Here is a 16,629-nt window from a genome sequence, read left to right as displayed (position 1 = left end):
TCTTAGCTGTAATCATTACACTATCAATCTTCATTCTTGATGGATTGACTAAAATGTCAGCAGATCCGCATGCAGGCGACGAACACTAAACTGGATTTCATATGAAATCCGGTTTTTTATTTGAATTTTTTAACTTTACTGTAAAATGGGTATAATAATTTTATATTCAATTCCATCTTTTTTGGAGGTCATCTTATTATGAAGAAATATGTCATGTCCATCGATCAGGGCACGACGAGTACACGTGCCGTACTCATCGATAAGGAAGGTAAAATTGCCGCTTCAAATCAGCGGGAATTTACGCAGCACTTCCCCCGTTCAGGCTGGGTTGAACATAATGCAAATGAAATATGGAGTTCTGTACTGTCAGTCGTATCCGGAGTAATGATAGAAAACAATATTACACCGGCGGAAATTGATTCAATCGGCATTACAAATCAACGGGAAACTGCAGTTGTCTGGGATAAACATACCGGGCTGCCGATTTATAATGCGATTGTCTGGCAATCCAGGCAGACCGCGGATATTTGTTTTGATTTAAAAGAACAAGGTTATGAAACGCTGTTCAGAGAAAAGACCGGGCTTTTGATTGATCCCTATTTTTCGGGCACTAAAATTAAGTGGATTCTCGACAATGTCGACGGCGCTAAAGAAAAAGCTGACAGCGGCAATCTTTTATTCGGCACGATAGACAGCTGGATTATATGGAAGTTCACTGAAGGTGCTACTCATGTAACGGATTATACAAACGCGAGCCGGACGCTTTTATACAATATATACGAGCTCAAATGGGATGAAGAACTTTTATCGATTTTAAATATACCAGCTCACATGCTGCCGGAAGTGAAGTCATCAAGTGAAGTTTACGGCTACACGACAAAGTCTCACTTTTTCGGTTATAACATTCCAATTGCCGGCATTGCCGGGGATCAGCAGGCGGCGCTTTTTGGCCAGACGTGCTTCAATGAAGGTGATGCAAAGAATACGTATGGGACGGGCTGTTTCTTGCTTTTGAACACAGGTGAGGAACCGACTTCAAGCAGTAACGGACTGTTAACGACAATCGCTGTCGGTATTAACGGCAAGGTAAATTATGCACTGGAAGGTTCTATTTTTGTTGCCGGCAGTGCTATTCAATGGCTCCGTGACAGTCTCGAATTTTTCAGCGATTCTAAAACGAGCGAACGGTATGCACTGGAAGTGGACTCTTCGGCAGGAGTCTATGTCGTCCCCGCATTTACTGGTCTCGGAGCACCCTACTGGGATTCAGAAGCCCGGGGTGCGATGTTCGGACTGAGCCGCGGTGCAACGAAAGCACATATCAGCCGTGCAACTCTTGAAGCTGTTGCTTATCAGACGAAAGATGTCCTCGATGCAATGCAGCTGGATGCAGACATTAAAATCGACAGACTGCGGGTAGACGGCGGTGCTTCTGCCAACAACTTCCTTATGCAGTTTCAATCGGATATTTTACAGACAAAAGTTGAGCGTCCGGAAATATTGGAATCAACTGCGCTCGGCGCTGCTTATCTTTCAGGTCTTGCAACAGGATTTTTTGAGTCTCAGGAAGCACTGCAGGAACTCAGTAAAACAGATTCTACATTTACACCGCTGATGGGCGATGATAAACGTGAGTCGCTGTACAGCGGATGGCAGAGTGCCGTCCGTGCGACACAGATGTTCAAACCAGATTGATAATAAAGTTTTATAATACAGGAGGAGAATTATGTTAAACGCACTTACACGCAAGCACCAGCTTGATCATATGTCGAAATTTGAATACGATTTACTTATAATTGGCGGCGGAATTACAGGCGCCGGGATTGCCCTCGATGCATCTATGCGCGGTTTGAATGTAGCGCTTGTTGAAATGCAGGATTTCTCCCAGGGTACAAGCAGCAGAAGTACGAAATTAATTCACGGCGGTCTTCGCTACTTAAAACAAATGCAGGTCAATGTTGTTCGGGAAACAGGACGTGAACGCGCCATCGTTTACGAAAACGGTCCGCACGTTACGACACCTGAATGGATGCTTCTGCCATTTCATAAAGGTGGTACATTCGGTGAATTTACTACAAGTCTCGGACTGAAAGTTTACGATTCTCTCGCTCAGGTAGATAAAAATGAGCGCAGAAATATGCTGACGAAAAAAGAAGTTATTGAACGTGTGCCAAATATTAAGACCGACGGCCTGCAGGGCGGCGGTCATTATGTTGAATATAAAACGGATGATGCGAGACTGACTGTTGAGGTCATGAAGAAAGCCGCTGGATATGGAGCCGATGCCATCAATTACGTTAAAGCAGATGGATTTTTATATGACAATGGTACAGTTACCGGTATTATTGCAAAAGATGTACTTAGAAATGAATCCTATGAAATTAAAAGTAAGGCCGTCGTTAATGCAACCGGACCTTGGGTCGATGAAGTACGCAAAAACGATAAGCTGGGTAAACAGACGAAGAAACATTTAGTACACACTAAAGGTGTTCATGTCGTCTTTAAACAGGAAGATTTCCCGCTGACACAGGCAGTCTACTTTGATACTAAAGAAGATGGGCGAATGATTTTTGCCATTCCGCGTGCAGGTAAAACTTACGTTGGAACAACGGATACGTTTTACGGTGAAAACAAAGCAAATCCGACAGCTGATGCTGAAGATAAAAAATATCTGATCAATGCCATTAACTTTATGTTCCCAGGATTAAATGCAGATGTGTCGATGATTGAATCATCATGGGCAGGCATTCGTCCGCTCATTCAATCCGGCAGTAAAAATGCATCAGATATTTCACGTAAAGACGAAATCTGGCACAGCACGAGCGGTCTAATTACAATTGCAGGCGGCAAGCTAACAGGTTATCGTCATATGGCAGAGGAAATCGTTGATAATGTTTCCGACTACTTAAAGAAAAATCATAAGATGAATATTAGAAAAGTCTCTACTAAAAACGAACCGGTCTCAGGCGGTGACGTCGGAGGCAGTGTCGGCTATCAAAACTATGTCGATAACATCAGCCGTAAAGCATCAAGCTACGGCCTCAGTCTGGAAGAAGGACATCACCTAGCAATGAAATACGGCAGCAATGTTGAAGCGGTTTATCAATATGCTGGTATCACGAACGACAATAATGAAAAATACGGTTTGCCGAAACCTTTATATGCAGAAGTGATTTACGGCATACTGCATGAAATGGTTATCAAACCGACCGACTTCTTCGTCCGCCGTTCAGGCAAACTTTACTTCGAAATTGAGGATGTGCTGGAATACCGCGACGGAGTTGAACGATTACTTCAGGATACTCTAGGCTACGATGATGAAATCAGAAAAGTATTTTCAAATGAACTCGATGAGGCGATTGAAGATACAAGAAAATAATTATTTAACTTAAAGGAGCGGTCAATTCATTAGAATTGGCTGCTGTTTTATTTTGAATGTTTTCGTCTCTTATATGTTGCTGGATACACATGAGAGACCGTCATGCCAGTCCCGAGGAACCCGGATACATATGAAACCCTGTCACGCCAGTCCCGAGGAACCCGGATACATATGAAACCCTGTCATGCCAGTCCCGATGAACCCGGATACACATGAAATCCTGTCACGCCAGTCCCGATGAACTCGGATACACATGAAGCCCAGTCATGCCAGTCCCGATGAACCCGGATACATATGAAACTCTGTCATGCCAGTCCCGAGGAACCCGGATACATATGAAACCCTGTCATGCCAGTCCGGCGGGGTCCGGATACATATGAAACCCCGTCATGCCAGTCCCGAGGAACCCGGACACATATGAAACCCTGTCACGCCAGTCCCGAGGAACCCGGATACACATGAAGCCCAGTCATGCCAATCCCGAGGAACCCGGATACATATGAAACCCTGTCACGCCAGTCCCGATGAACTCGGATACACATGAAACCCTGTCATGCCAGTCCTGTATTCAACACAAACAAAAACACGCCTGAAACAAAAGTTTCAGGCGTCTTTTCACATTCTTATTCTATTTCAAATACTAATTCACCCTCGATATAGTCTGCTTTAATGTGCAGTCCTTCTGTTATATCTGTCGCAATGAGTTTTCTTGCGAGTGGTGTTTCGATATGTTTTTGAATAAATCGTTTCAACGGACGAGCACCGAATTGCGGTTCATATGCACTTTCAGCTACCCAATTTTTTACATTATCTGTGACTTCAAGCGACATATGCTGAGCGTCGAGACGTCTGTTTAAATCTATAATCAGACGATCGACAATGGCACCCATATTTTTCTGAGTTAACGGGCTGAACATAACAATATCGTCCATCCGGTTAATGATTTCAGGTTTAAAGTGCTTGTGTACTTCGCTCATCACTATATCTTTTGTTTCATCGTTCAATTCACCGTCCGCAACAACAGTGTCTAAGAGATGCTGAGAGCCGATATTTGATGTCATAATGATTATTGTATTTTTAAAGTTGACGCTGCGCCCTTTAGAGTCTGTCAGACGGCCTTCGTCCAGCAGCTGAAGTAAAATATTAAACACATCCGGGTGCGCTTTTTCCACTTCATCCATTAAAATAACCGAATATGGCTGACGGCGAACGGCTTCTGTTAATTGCCCGCCCTCTTCGTGACCGACATATCCCGGCGGTGCACCGATCAATCTCGACACTGAATGTTTTTCCATATATTCACTCATGTCGATGCGAATCATATTTTTTCAGAGTCGAACATCGTTGCAGCGAGTGTCTTCGCAAGTTCTGTCTTTCCGACACCTGTCGGTCCTAAGAACAGGAAGCTGCCGATTGGTCTGTCCGGATCTTTAATGCCCGCACGTGCTCTAATAACTGCATCTGCTACAAGATCAACCGCTTCATCCTGACCGACAACGCGTTCATGAAGTATATCTGAGAGTTTGAGCAGTTTATCTTTCTCAGTCTCGACGAGTTTCGTTACCGGAACTCCTGTCCACTGGCTGACGATAAACCCAATCTCCTCTTCAGTCACAACTTCTCTTATAATGCGTCCTCCACCTGCTGATGCTTCCTGCATATCTTCTTCATATTCAGCCAGCTCTTTTTCAAGCTGCGGCAATTTTCCGTGGCGCAGTTCCGCTGCACGTTCAAGTTCGTAATTATTTTCTGCTTCTTCAATTCTTGACGCGCTTTATCAACTTCAGCACGTTTATCATTAACTCTTTGAATCTGTTTTTTCTTTGCCGACTTTATTCTGCAGTGTTTTCTGTTCTTCTTTAATATCTCCGAGCTCGGTTTGCAGTTCTGCCAGGCGGTTTGCCGATACCGTATCCTGTTCACCTTTCAACGCCTGCTCTTCAATTTCAAGCTGCATCACACGGCGGTTAATCTGATCCAGTTCCGTCGGATTAGAGCCCATTTCTGTACGGATTGTCGCACTCGCCTGGTCCATCAGGTCAATTGCTTTATCCGGTAAAAAGCGGTCTGTAATATAGCGGTCCGAAAGTTCAGCCGCCGCAACGAGTGCGCGGTCTGTAATTCTTACACCATGATGGACTTCATAGCGTTCTTTCAGTCCGCGTAAAATTGAAATTGTATCTTCAACATCCGGCTCAGGCACCTGAACTTTTTGGAAACGTCTCTCAAGTGCTGAATCTTTCTCAATATATTCACGGTATTCGTTAAGTGTTGTCGCACCGATACAGTGGAGCTCCCCTCTTGCCAGCATCGGTTTCAGCATATTGCCCGCATCCATAGCACCGTCTGTTTTACCGGCACCAACGAGCATATGAATCTCATCGATAAACAGAAGAATTCTGCCATCTGATTCTTTAACTTCTTTTAATACTGCTTTCAGTCTTTCTTCAAACTCGCCTCGGTATTTTGCTCCCGCAACAAGTGATGTTAAATCGAGTTCAAATACTGTTTTGTCGAGCAGACTCTCAGGAACATCCTTACGGACGATGCGCTGTGCAAGCCCTTCGACAATTGCTGTTTTACCTACACCCGGTTCACCGATTAATACCGGGTTATTTTTCGTTTACGGCTTAAAATACGAATGGTATCACGGATTTCTTCATCGCGGCCGATGACCGGATCCATGTTCCCCTTACGTACCTCTTCTACAAGATCACGCCCGTACTTTTCCAGGGCTTCATATTGATTTTCAGGATTTTGTGACGTCACATGATTTCCCCCTCTGATTTTTTTCACAATTTCTTTAATAATTTCTTTATTGCCGACTGCTTCTTTTAATATGCTGTCCTCTTCAAGAGCAGCAAGCAGTATGTGTTCCTGCGAGATAAATGTATCTTCCATCTCTGCCATTTTCTTTTCTGCATTATTATATAATCGCGAAAAGCCGTTCGACATATATACGCCGTATTCAATGCTGTCTCCGGTTACTGCATTATAAGTTTTTAATTTTCTGTCGTATTCTTCAATAATTTCTTCAGTGTTAACGTTTGCTCTAGTCAGTATATCGGATGCCATGCTCTCATCTGCTGTCAGCATAGCTTTTAATACTGTTTCCAATTCAATGGACTGCAGTTTCAGCTCAACAGCTTCCTGCTGTGCGCGTTCAATAATGTTTTGTACTTTCAAAGTCATTTTATTAATATCCAATTTACTTCACCTCAGTTAAGTAAAATTAGGTCTAAAAGATGTTTGACCTTTTTTGACCTTAATTTAATTATACTCTTTTTCTTCTTTAAATCAAGTAATTAATAGCAATATTGAGCAATTTATCATATATTTAGTGATGGGTATTTAAGGAGGAGTTTTAACGTTGGATATTATCACTATTATTAAATATGTATTTTTAGGACTGCTTCAGGGTATTACCGAACCGATTCCTGTGTCGTCCAGCGGTCACCTGGTAATCGCTCGTGAAATGTTTGGCATCGAAGCTCAGGGGCTGTCGTTTGAAATTTTTAAATACAGCTTCGCTGATTGCAATTCTGATAGTCTAGAAAAGATATTATCAGTATTATTCAGAACTTATGGAGATTTGTTTTTAACGGTGCCAGAGATAACAATGCAGTGACCGATTTTAAGTATACAATCTGTCTTATTATCGCTACTATCCCGGTCGGTGTTGCAGGTTGTTATTAAAAGATGTTATCGGCGAAAATATCTCCGTTGGCTTTGTAGGTCTTATGCTTCTCGTTACCGGTCTCGCTCTTTTATTCATTAAAAATAAACGCGGTGTTAAACGAGACGGTGACCTTACAATCAAAGATTCAATTATTGTCGGTATTGCGCAGTGTATAGCATTAACTCCCGGCATCAGCCGCAGCGGCGCTTCAATTGTCGGTGCGATTGCTGTCGGATTAAGTCAGAAAAATGCGCTGCGTTTCGCTTTCCTGTTATACATTCCGGTATCTGTCGGTACTGCAATGATTTCAGTTGGAGATATTGTTAATGATCCGAACATGAGTACTTTATGGCTTGCATATCTTCTTGCCTTTATCGTAACAATTATTGCGACGTACTTTGCAGTTAAATGGCTGCAGAATGTCATGGAACGCGGCAATCTTATTATTTTTGTCTATTACTGTTTTGCACTTGGTACATTTTCAATACTCTACCAGTTTCTCTCTGCATAAGAAAAACCCGCGAAGAAAATTCTTCGCGGGTTTTTCGCTGCTAAAAATAATATTAGCTGACGCCTAATGCAATTTTCGCATAGCGTGTCATTTTGTCTTTATCCCATGGCGGGTTCCAGACGATTGCAATTTGTACATCTTTGACTTCAGGCAGTTCTAACAGAGAATGTTCGACCTGTCCCATGATTTGCGGCCCCATAGGGCAGCCCATCGATGTTAAAGTCATTTCTACTCCTGCGTTTCCTTCGTCGTCAAGGTTTACACCATAAACTAAACCAAGGTTTACTATATCTATACCAAGTTCGGGGTCAATAACGTTTTCTAACGCACCGTACATGCTCTCTTCCATTGCTTATCCAAACTAATCACTCCTAACTGTAGGGATAGAGCATAATAGACTATAACACAAAATTATACACTAATAAATATCTAGAATAAACAGAAAAACAGAAAAGGAGATTTATATGGACAAGCATATCTGTTTAGATTTAGACGGCACTCTATTAACGACGAAAAAACAACTCCGTATACAAAGAAGTGCTTACAACACTTAAACAACAGGGCATGAACTGATGATCTCTACCGGGCGTCCCTACCGGGCAAGTGTTCCATACTATAAAGAATTAAAAATGACGACGCCTGTCGTGAACTTTAACGCGCATTTGTCCATCATCCGACAGTTTCAGTTTCCAAATGAAACACGAAACGCTGGATCTTGATATTACTAAAGCAATTGCGAGGAAATACCGGAACTTAATATTAAAAATATTGTTTGCAGAAGTTAAAGATAATATATATACACTATCATGACAGCGTATTGTTCGATGCATTTAAAATGGGAGATCCTAAAATCAGTGTCGGTAATTTATACGACACGATTAATGAAGATGTGACGAGTATTCTCGTACAGGCTGAAGAGTCTGAAATGCCCCATATCCGTCAAACACTCGATGAACTCTTTGCTGAAGTCATTGAACAGCGCCGCTGGGGAGCACCGTATCCGGTCCTTGAAATCATTAAAAAAGGAATTAATAAAGCTGTCGGCGTCGACTATGCCAGAGAGTTTTTAAATATTCCAAGAAGCCGCACTATCGCATTTGGTGATGAAGATAACGATACAGAAATGCTTCAGTATGTTGAACACGGTGTCGCGATGAAGAATGGTATTGACGACATTAAAGGAATTTCAAATTACGTTACTGAATCTAACAATAACAATGACGGTATTGGTCGTTTCTTAAATGAATTTTTCGACCTGCGCCTGAAACCATAAGGAGGAATTATAATGAAACTTATAATCGACAGCTGTGCTGATGTTTCTTTAGAAAGAGCACGCGAATTAAATGCTGAAGTTCAGCCTTTATCAATCCAGATAGACGATCTCAGCTACATTGATCAAATTGAAATTACAAGCGAAGAAGTTATCCAGGCAATTAAAGATGGCAAGCGTCCAATGACAAGTCAGCCGAACCCTGAGAGTTTTGCTAAAATTTTCAAAAAATATGCAGAACAGAATGAAAGTATTATATATCTCGGTTTATCAAGCGCTTTATCCGGAACATACCAGAGTGCAGTGATTGCCCGAGATACGGTACATGAGGAGTATCCTGATGCTGATATAACATTAATTGACACATCAGCAGTCAGCTATGGCCTTGGTCTTATCGTTGAACGTGCGGCCGGCTATATAGCACAAGGTGACGATAAAGATACAGTTATCTCAAAAGTTGAAACAGATATTTCACAAATCAGACACCTGTTTACGGTGAATGACTTAAACTATTTAGCTGAAGGCGGCCGTTTATCGAAAGGTTCAGCTTTCTTAGGCGGACTGTTAAACATTAAACCGCTGCTGCACGTTGAAGATGGGAAATTAGTTCCCCTCGAAAAACACAGAGGTCTTAAAAAAGTGTTTAAGCGCATGACTGAACTCGCACATAAAGAAGGTGCATCCGGCACAGGACATATCGTTCATGCTGACGCTGAGAAACTTGCGAATGATTTGAAGAAACAGCTGCTGGACAACACTGCAATTGAGTCGATTAATATCTCCAGTATCGGACCAACAATCAGTTCACATACAGGCGACGGCACCATCGCCCTTTTCTATTTTAAAGACGTTAAGTAATATGACTAAAGTTATAGTGGTTGGAGGTGTCGCAGGCGGTGCCACTGCTGCATCCCAGCTGCGCCGGTTAAACCCGGAAATTGAAATCGTCATTTATGAACGCTACCGCGATGTCAGTTACGGATCATGCGGTATGCCTTATTACATCGGCGGAGAAGTCGAAAAATGGGATAGTCTGGTAAACATGACTCCGGAGAAATTCAAAGACAAAGATATCTTTGTGAAAACGGAACATGAAGTCATCGCTGTTAATTCTGCAGATAATACTGTCACTGTGCTTGATAAAATAAATAAGCAAGAATTTACCGATTCATATGATTACCTTATTTTATCTCCAGGCGGTTCACCGAAAAAGCTATCTTCTGTAAAAGGCTCAGAACAGGTATTTTCGCTTCATAAGCTAGAAGATCTGGACTATATAATGTCTTATATAGAAGATAATAAAATTAAAGAAGCAGTGCTCGTAGGATCCGGATACATCGGTCTTGAAGTTACCGAGAACTTAACTGACAAAGGCATTCACGTTACGATTCTGCAGCATGATGAACAGATATATAAAAACATTGAAGCGGATATGAACGGCGTACTCTATGAAGCAATGACCGAACACGGTGTTACACTGAAGTTAAATACGGAAATCGACAGTATTGAAGGTAAAAAAGCAGTATTAACAAACGGTGAAACGATTGATGCACCACTTATTATTACTGGCGTCGGCATTACACCGAATACAGTATTTTTAGAGAGTTCAAACGTCATTTTAAACGATGGACTTATTCCTATTAAAAAACGGTCAGACAAATATTGATAATATATATGCTCTCGGTGATGCGACTGTCACGCATTATCAGCATGTACCTGAGCTGACAATGCAGGCAGCACTGGCATGGCCGGCGCACAGACTTGCACATATTATTGCCAACCAGATTGCCGGGGACAAGTCGATTACACATGAAGGATTTCTCGGAACAAACATCGTTAAATTTTTCGACTATCATATTGCGATATTCGGTTTATCTGAAAAGAAGTGGCGGACATTCCCCACTTTGTTGTCGATCAGAAACAAAAGATAAATCCGGCTACATGAACAGTGCAGCACCGATACATGTGCGCGTATATGTCTCAAAAGAAAGCGGAATTATATTAAGAGCGGCAGTCGTCGGAACCGGCGGTGTCGATAAACGCATTGACGTATTATCGGCACACACCAGACTCGGCGGCACAGCATACGATCTGATCAATATTGAAGTCGGGTATTCACCACCCTTCTCCAGTCCGAAAGACGTTATTAATATGGTAGGCTATAAAGCGATTGAGAAAGCCAAGGAAAAATAAGTTGAAGGAAGCCGAATTCATTTCTAATGAATTCGGCTTTTTTTGTGCTGCTTGCAAGGAAAATTTTCTTCCTTTGCCTGCGAGAGGCTGTTGAAGGCAAAGGAGAAATTTCTCCCAAATCAAAAAAACGCACCTCCATTAAAGGAAGTGCGATTCACTATCTATTGCTTATTTATTATTCTTTTCCAGCTCTCTTTGTGCTTTATACTTTCTGCTGCGTGCTGCAACCCAGATAAATATCGCAAACAGTCCAAAGACTAATAAGGCTGAGTATAAGTAGCCATTGTTAAAGCCTGCTTCTTCAATAACTGAATACAGTTCTGTTTCTTCTCTATCAAGTACAGCGATATATTCTCCATCATGAGGGCGGATCATATCCCCGATAAGCATTCCGCTGTATACTTTACCTTCTTCTTCAGCTGACTGCTCAAATGTAATAGATTCTGTTTCAGCCGTATTATTTACATTCAATATATAATCAACGTCATCTGTGTAGTACTTAACGACATAGTGTCCATCTTCGTTCAGGATTGTCTCAGTTTCTGATTCAGGTGCCTGCATAATCGCGTGGTTCCTGTATACTACTGCGATACTCTCAAGATACTCAATAACTTCCTTATCACTTCTAAAGTCCATTTGCGGGTGAATTTCCGGATAGCTGCTGCCGTTAAATGCAACTTCTGTACCGTACGTCATCGCGCTCGGTCCCTGATAAGCGTATAAATAGTTCCCGAGCTGCTGCACTCTTGTGCCCGGGAACATATTCTGTTCTGCCGCGTGGTACGTAAAACGTTCAGAGAACCAGTGGTCTGCCATAATCATCTGTTCATCTTCAGGGAATTCAGGAAGCTCCTGATTAATTCCGCCGTAGGTTTGTGCTAAATCTGCTCTGAATTCTTCCGTTGCTATCGTATCGAAACCTTCAGCAGTTAACCCTTCTGTCGATAAAATTCCGTAAGTATCGATATCTTCAGGTAAAAACTCTTCAGCATTAAGCCCATCCTGATTTATAAACATGCTGATACCGTCTACATCGTAACTATCGATAAAGTTCTGAACCATTGCACGGTATGTGTCCTGGTTATCCGCATTGTTAAGGTCAATTATTTCTCTGTCGATATCTGCGTAGTAATCTGTCTGAATTTCGTTAAATTCAGGCGCTTCTAATGCTGTATAATCATCAGTTGCAACAGCCGGCATATCAACAACAACTTTTAAATCAAGTTCATGTGCTTCATCGATTACTTTTTTGAAATCTTCCGGGCTGCCGTAAGATTGCGCAAGCGCGCCGTAATCCGTTACATCATAGCCGAGATAATCATCTTCGGCGCGCTCCATTACCGGAGACAGCATAATCGTATTAAATCCCATATCCTTAATATATTCAAGAAGAGAAGAACGATACCGTTAAAATCACCGCCGAAAGGATAGTAAGGATCGCCGTCCGGAGTGACTCCGACATCATTACCTGAATTATTATTTAAAAACCGGTCGACAGTAATCATATAAACTCTGTCATATGTATTCTCTTCAGCCGATACTGCATTGCTGCTTACAAACAGCAGTGCCAGAATCATGCTCACAAGCGTTAAAATTCTCTTCATAATTTTATCCTACCTTTTATTCGTATAATTATAAGTATACTAAACTTCAGTTAAATAGTTTCTGTTTTCACTAATTGTTCATAAATTTTATTTTAACACGGAATATAAATTTAATAACTTAAAGATAAAAATGCCGGTCCGTTAAATTTTAACAGACCGGCATTTTAATTAATCATTTAGTTTAGAAACTAAGCATACCTAGTGGCAGCATTGCTCCCATAATTACTGTTGCAACGATAGCGATAAGACAAATAACTAAAAGTACCGTCGCTTTTGCAGAATTTTTCTTAAGTCTTACGATAGACCATAAATCCAATTGAAAGAATTCCAAGCAGTGCTTTTATGCCGTACTGCATATGTGACCCTGCATTGCTGATGCCTTCCATATTGCCGACGTAAACCATGATTCCGCTGAATAATACAAGCATAGAACACTCTTAACACCATATGCATAATAAATGCCGGTTTGTTTTCAGCAGTATTGTTCTTTTTGTACATAAAGTAAACTGCAATAAACAAAATGAACGAAACAATAATTGCCGTTAAGTGTAAATGTAACATAGTCTGATTCCCCCTCTACATTAATGATTCCTGTAGTAGTATATCATGGAATGTTTACTCTATGTGTGTCGTTAATGTTCCAATTCCATCGATTGAAACACGTACTGTGTCCCCTGATTTTAAGAATCCTGCAGGATCCATTCCCGCACCGACACCAGCTGGTGTACCTGTTGCGATAACGTCTCCCGGCTGAAGCGTCATATATTTAGAGAGTTCTGCAACCAGTTCATCAATTTTTCTCACCATTAATGATGTGCTGCCGTCCTGACGGATTTCATCATTAACTTTAGTAACAATCGTTGTATCCTGCGGATTTGGAATTTCATCCTTGGTTACGATATAAGGTCCCATCGGTGTTGCCAGACTTTTCGACAAGAAGGCCTGTTTGTGTGATTTTTGTAATTCTCTCGCTGAAATGTCATTGACGATTGTGTAGCCGTAAATATAATCATAAGCCATTGAACTGTCTATGTTTTTTGCTTCTTTCCCGATAACAACACCGAGTTCCCCTTCATAGTCCAGCTGCTCAGTCATAGCTGTGAATGAAGATATTGTATCTTCATCTCCGACCAGGCTTGAATTTGCTTTTGTGAACACATACAGCTCAACTTCACTTTTCATTTCTTCAGTATGAGCTTTGAAGTTACGGCCAAAACCGATTGTATTATTCGGCGGTTTAACCGGCGCTAAAATATTAATATTTTCAAATGGCGCTTTGTACTTATCAGCATTATCAGATGCTTCTGCACTTTCAACAAGCTTTCTGACAAGTTCCTGAAAATCCAATGTGTGGTACTCAGTAATGCCTTCCAGTAATGTTCTCGGATAATCCTTAACATCACTGAAATCCTGGAATAAGAGCGGAATAATCCATGCACTATCCTCACGTTTTACTTTGACACCATAATAATTCTTTTCTTCAAATTCAAAAGTTAAAAATTTCATTGGACAATCTCCTTTGTTTTCTTTCATACAGTATAACAAACATTATTTAATTATTCTTGTTTCATTTTCTCATTTATCAGAAAAGTTCGTTCTAATGCGGGAATATTATATTTAGCCAGCACATTCGACACAATAAGCAGCAGAATATAAAGTGCTGCGACGATAAGCAGCAGCATCTGTACGGAGATCTGACCGTACATCGCCATGCCGAAACCGTAAAATATAAACATCATCAGAATATTAAATGCTATATATGAAGTTAATCCGTATCTACCCAAATTAGAGAACAGGTTAAACACCGGTTTTGGAATGCTGTCTGCAATATATGCCAGAACCATAAAGTAGCCGATTGCTGTTACCGGACCGCCGAATCCTTCTCCAAGTGTTTCACCTACAGTTGTACCGAGAGAAAGCACCTGCAGAAGTTTTTGCAATACCTCCGGCCAGCAGCACCATAATAATTCCGCCGCTGATATACGGACTGTCTTTAATGAATCCTGAAAAATTCAGCTCTCTTAATGCGATACCGAGTAAGATTGAAGGTAAGATGATAAAGACCGCTGTACAGGGAATCCGTACCGTGCCCTGTCAGTATATCTACGTTCATATTGATAATCGCAAGGTAGTCTGTGCTTCTGTACGTACTGATAAATTCATTGACCCGCTGAATACCGGAATACATATGCTGAATATTAGAATTCAGCCCTGTAATAATTTCCAGCACCACATTAAACATTAAATGGAGTGCGTATAACACCAGCGATGCCGCCAGCGTTATTATCCAGTGGCGGCCGACAAAAATCAGGCCGATAAATCCCATAAGAATTATAAACGGCATCGCATCAAAACCGAAAATAAGCACTGCATTTAAAAGTAATATTACGAGTGCGGTGCCAAGCACTTTGGCCAGATGTTTTTTACCGGTATAGCCGTACTGGCTGAGCATATAGCCAATAATAATACTGATCAGCGGTATTGCTGAACCGCCCGTAATAATATCAGCAATATTAAAAACGTTCAGGTCCCGGCCGAAGAAATATTCGAACGGGTTAAGTTCATTAAGCGGCATCATAAAATATAAACCGCTGTATATAAATAGCAGTATCAGCGATACACCGCCGATAAAAAATATGTCTGTTTGAATCATTCAACTGGAATCACCCCATAATCAAAAAAGTAAAGCACGGCAGTGACCGGCTTGCCAAGTGAGACCTGCGCTGATTTTGTATATATGTCCATCTGCGTGCTGTATCTGTCAGCCAGCTGTTCACCTGTTAAATTCGTTCCCGCTACACGGTCTGTCTTGTAGTCAATAATAGTATAGTGATCATCATACTCTAACAGACAGTCGATAATCCCCTGGACAATCTGTTCAGGGTGTTCTGCATAACCGATTGCCTCCTGGCTCATTATAAACGGCAATTCTGTATAAATACCCCGCTGTTCATTCAAGAGCTCATTCATCTTGCTGTCGTTAAAGAACCGTGCAGCATTTTCTTTCATTTTTTTAATATGCACTGTGCTTAACAGCTCGTAGTTCTCACTGTAATTATCGATGAGTGTTTCTATATATGCAGTTTTCGCATTGTCATCCATCAGGCTGAGCGTCTGCCACTGATGCATAATATGCATCATCATTTCGTGCATAATCGTCCCGAAAATCGGTGCTTCAAGAGAATCCGCCAGGAAATTCGGTTCCCTTAAATTCACTTCGCTTGTATGATTAATGTACGCAGCACCGTCAGGAATCGTTTCATTTCTCCGTTTAATAGACGTTACGGATTCCTTGGTTGTAACTTCAGTGTCATCGGTATTCGGATAAGTGTAAAATAACCGCTCACGAACTTCGGGTATAATATCCGCATGCAGTGCATCGATATCTTCGAGGTCCGCATACTCTATCCGTTCGTTTTCCACGGCAGCTGAAAATTCTGCTTCTTTCACTTCGATATATGGAACATCAGATTGCATTAATACCGGAGCTAAAAAGTCCATTGCCGAGCGAAGCTCCGCACGCGTTTCAAAAGAAGGTTTTTCCATGCGGCTGAAATCGTATTTGTAGGCCGCTTCACCTTTAAACATCAGCGGCAGATATAATTTCTCCTCGGCCCTTGTCAGAGCAACGTATATCAGTCTTAATTCTTCACTCAGCTGTTCGATATTCAGAAAATCATTTGCGATAAAGCCGTGAATACTCTCATAGTGATAATTTAACTCATCATTAAAATTATTAAATACAATACCGAGCTTTGGATGCACGTATACACGCGTCACTTTAGTCAGCGTATAGTTCTGTTTCAAGTCCGCGTATATTACATGTTTAAACTCCAGCCCTTTAGAACTGTGAATCGTCATTACGCGTACTGCATCATCTGTATTTTCAAGCGAACCTTCTTCTCCGAAATCTTTGCCTTCTGAAATTAAAAATCAATATAGCTGATAAACTGATATAAACTCGTATTGTTCATCGACTGAAATTCGAGGGCT

General features: G+C 41.4%; 16 protein-coding genes and 2 pseudogenes. 9 read left to right on the top strand and 9 right to left on the bottom strand.

Going from position 1 to position 16,629, the window contains the following annotated elements; translation table 11 throughout:
• The first annotated feature begins 198 nt into the window (after positions 1–198).
• Both glpK and G4D76_RS12350 read left to right on the top strand, forming a co-directional pair.
• On the top strand, positions 199–1,695 hold the full coding sequence (gene glpK, locus G4D76_RS12355) for a glycerol kinase GlpK (RefSeq protein ID WP_213810036.1): 1,497 nt from the start codon (positions 199–201) through the stop codon (positions 1,693–1,695).
• A gap of 28 nt (positions 1,696–1,723) precedes the next feature.
• Complete coding sequence (locus tag G4D76_RS12350) at positions 1,724–3,379, top strand: glycerol-3-phosphate dehydrogenase/oxidase (RefSeq protein WP_371814695.1); 1,656 nt, start codon at positions 1,724–1,726, stop codon at positions 3,377–3,379.
• A 623-nt stretch (positions 3,380–4,002) separates the two neighbouring features.
• Here the strand turns inward: G4D76_RS12350 and clpB are convergent.
• Positions 4,003–6,586: pseudogene (gene clpB, locus G4D76_RS15465) on the bottom strand (ATP-dependent chaperone ClpB).
• Positions 6,587–6,749: 163 nt separating this feature from the next.
• Here clpB and G4D76_RS12330 point away from each other — a divergent pair.
• A pseudogene (locus tag G4D76_RS12330) lies at positions 6,750–7,569 on the top strand (undecaprenyl-diphosphate phosphatase).
• Between the two features lie 52 nt (positions 7,570–7,621).
• Here G4D76_RS12330 and G4D76_RS12325 read toward each other — a convergent pair.
• Positions 7,622–7,918: a metal-sulfur cluster assembly factor gene (locus G4D76_RS12325; RefSeq protein ID WP_213810032.1), complete on the bottom strand. Its 297-nt coding sequence runs from the start codon at positions 7,916–7,918 to the stop codon at positions 7,622–7,624.
• A gap of 223 nt (positions 7,919–8,141) precedes the next feature.
• On the opposite strand from G4D76_RS12325, the gene G4D76_RS17160 reads away from it, so the two are divergent.
• From G4D76_RS17160 to G4D76_RS15450, 6 genes are all read left to right on the top strand, one after another.
• Positions 8,142–8,288, top strand: coding sequence for an HAD hydrolase family protein (locus G4D76_RS17160; protein WP_371814489.1), 147 nt, complete (start codon positions 8,142–8,144; stop codon positions 8,286–8,288).
• A gap of 116 nt (positions 8,289–8,404) precedes the next feature.
• The gene (locus tag G4D76_RS17155; protein ID WP_371814488.1) at positions 8,405–8,842 is read left to right on the top strand and encodes an HAD-IIB family hydrolase; all 438 of its coding nucleotides are present in this window, start codon (positions 8,405–8,407) and stop codon (positions 8,840–8,842) included.
• A gap of 12 nt (positions 8,843–8,854) precedes the next feature.
• The gene (locus tag G4D76_RS12315; protein WP_213810031.1) at positions 8,855–9,697 is read left to right on the top strand and encodes a DegV family protein; all 843 of its coding nucleotides are present in this window, start codon (positions 8,855–8,857) and stop codon (positions 9,695–9,697) included.
• A gap of 1 nt (position 9,698) precedes the next feature.
• On the top strand, positions 9,699–10,505 hold the full coding sequence (locus tag G4D76_RS15460) for an FAD-dependent oxidoreductase (protein WP_250129987.1): 807 nt from the start codon (positions 9,699–9,701) through the stop codon (positions 10,503–10,505).
• Positions 10,465–10,770: a hypothetical protein gene (locus G4D76_RS15455; RefSeq protein WP_250129986.1), complete on the top strand. Its 306-nt coding sequence runs from the start codon at positions 10,465–10,467 to the stop codon at positions 10,768–10,770. Before G4D76_RS15460 ends, G4D76_RS15455 begins: the two co-directional genes overlap by 41 nt.
• Before the next feature lie 10 nt (positions 10,771–10,780).
• Complete coding sequence (locus tag G4D76_RS15450; RefSeq protein ID WP_250129985.1) at positions 10,781–11,032, top strand: hypothetical protein; 252 nt, start codon at positions 10,781–10,783, stop codon at positions 11,030–11,032.
• Between the two features lie 168 nt (positions 11,033–11,200).
• On the opposite strand, the gene G4D76_RS12305 is transcribed toward G4D76_RS15450, so the two are convergent.
• The 7 genes from G4D76_RS12305 to G4D76_RS12275 all read right to left on the bottom strand — a co-directional run bounded on the left by G4D76_RS12305 (position 11,201) and on the right by G4D76_RS12275 (position 16,563).
• Positions 11,201–12,403: an alpha-amylase family glycosyl hydrolase gene (locus tag G4D76_RS12305; RefSeq protein ID WP_213810030.1), complete on the bottom strand. Its 1,203-nt coding sequence runs from the start codon at positions 12,401–12,403 to the stop codon at positions 11,201–11,203.
• The gene (locus tag G4D76_RS12300; RefSeq protein ID WP_213810029.1) at positions 12,370–12,636 is read right to left on the bottom strand and encodes a hypothetical protein; all 267 of its coding nucleotides are present in this window, start codon (positions 12,634–12,636) and stop codon (positions 12,370–12,372) included. The genes G4D76_RS12305 and G4D76_RS12300 overlap by 34 nt, the downstream gene beginning before the upstream one ends.
• Before the next feature lie 287 nt (positions 12,637–12,923).
• The gene (locus G4D76_RS15445) at positions 12,924–13,064 is read right to left on the bottom strand and encodes a hypothetical protein (protein WP_250129984.1); all 141 of its coding nucleotides are present in this window, start codon (positions 13,062–13,064) and stop codon (positions 12,924–12,926) included.
• A gap of 187 nt (positions 13,065–13,251) precedes the next feature.
• A complete protein-coding gene (locus tag G4D76_RS12290; protein WP_213810027.1) occupies positions 13,252–14,142 on the bottom strand; it encodes a fumarylacetoacetate hydrolase family protein in 891 nt (296 codons plus the stop codon).
• Positions 14,143–14,192: 50 nt separating this feature from the next.
• Positions 14,193–14,576 carry a DUF418 domain-containing protein gene (locus tag G4D76_RS12285; protein WP_213810026.1) on the bottom strand — a complete coding sequence of 128 codons (384 nt, stop codon included), beginning with the start codon at positions 14,574–14,576 and terminating at the stop codon, positions 14,193–14,195.
• A 53-nt stretch (positions 14,577–14,629) separates the two neighbouring features.
• Positions 14,630–15,289: a hypothetical protein gene (locus G4D76_RS12280; RefSeq protein WP_213810025.1), complete on the bottom strand. Its 660-nt coding sequence runs from the start codon at positions 15,287–15,289 to the stop codon at positions 14,630–14,632.
• The gene (locus G4D76_RS12275) at positions 15,286–16,563 is read right to left on the bottom strand and encodes a 3'-5' exonuclease (RefSeq protein ID WP_256440589.1); all 1,278 of its coding nucleotides are present in this window, start codon (positions 16,561–16,563) and stop codon (positions 15,286–15,288) included. Before G4D76_RS12275 ends, G4D76_RS12280 begins: the two co-directional genes overlap by 4 nt.
• Between the last annotated feature and the right edge of the window lie 66 nt (positions 16,564–16,629).

The organism is Jeotgalicoccus sp. WY2, from assembly GCF_018437745.1.
GTDB classification, from domain to species: domain Bacteria; phylum Bacillota; class Bacilli; order Staphylococcales; family Salinicoccaceae; genus Jeotgalicoccus; species Jeotgalicoccus psychrophilus.
The sequence above is the reverse complement of the archived record's forward strand: the minus strand, read 5'-3'. Positions and strand labels throughout refer to the sequence as shown.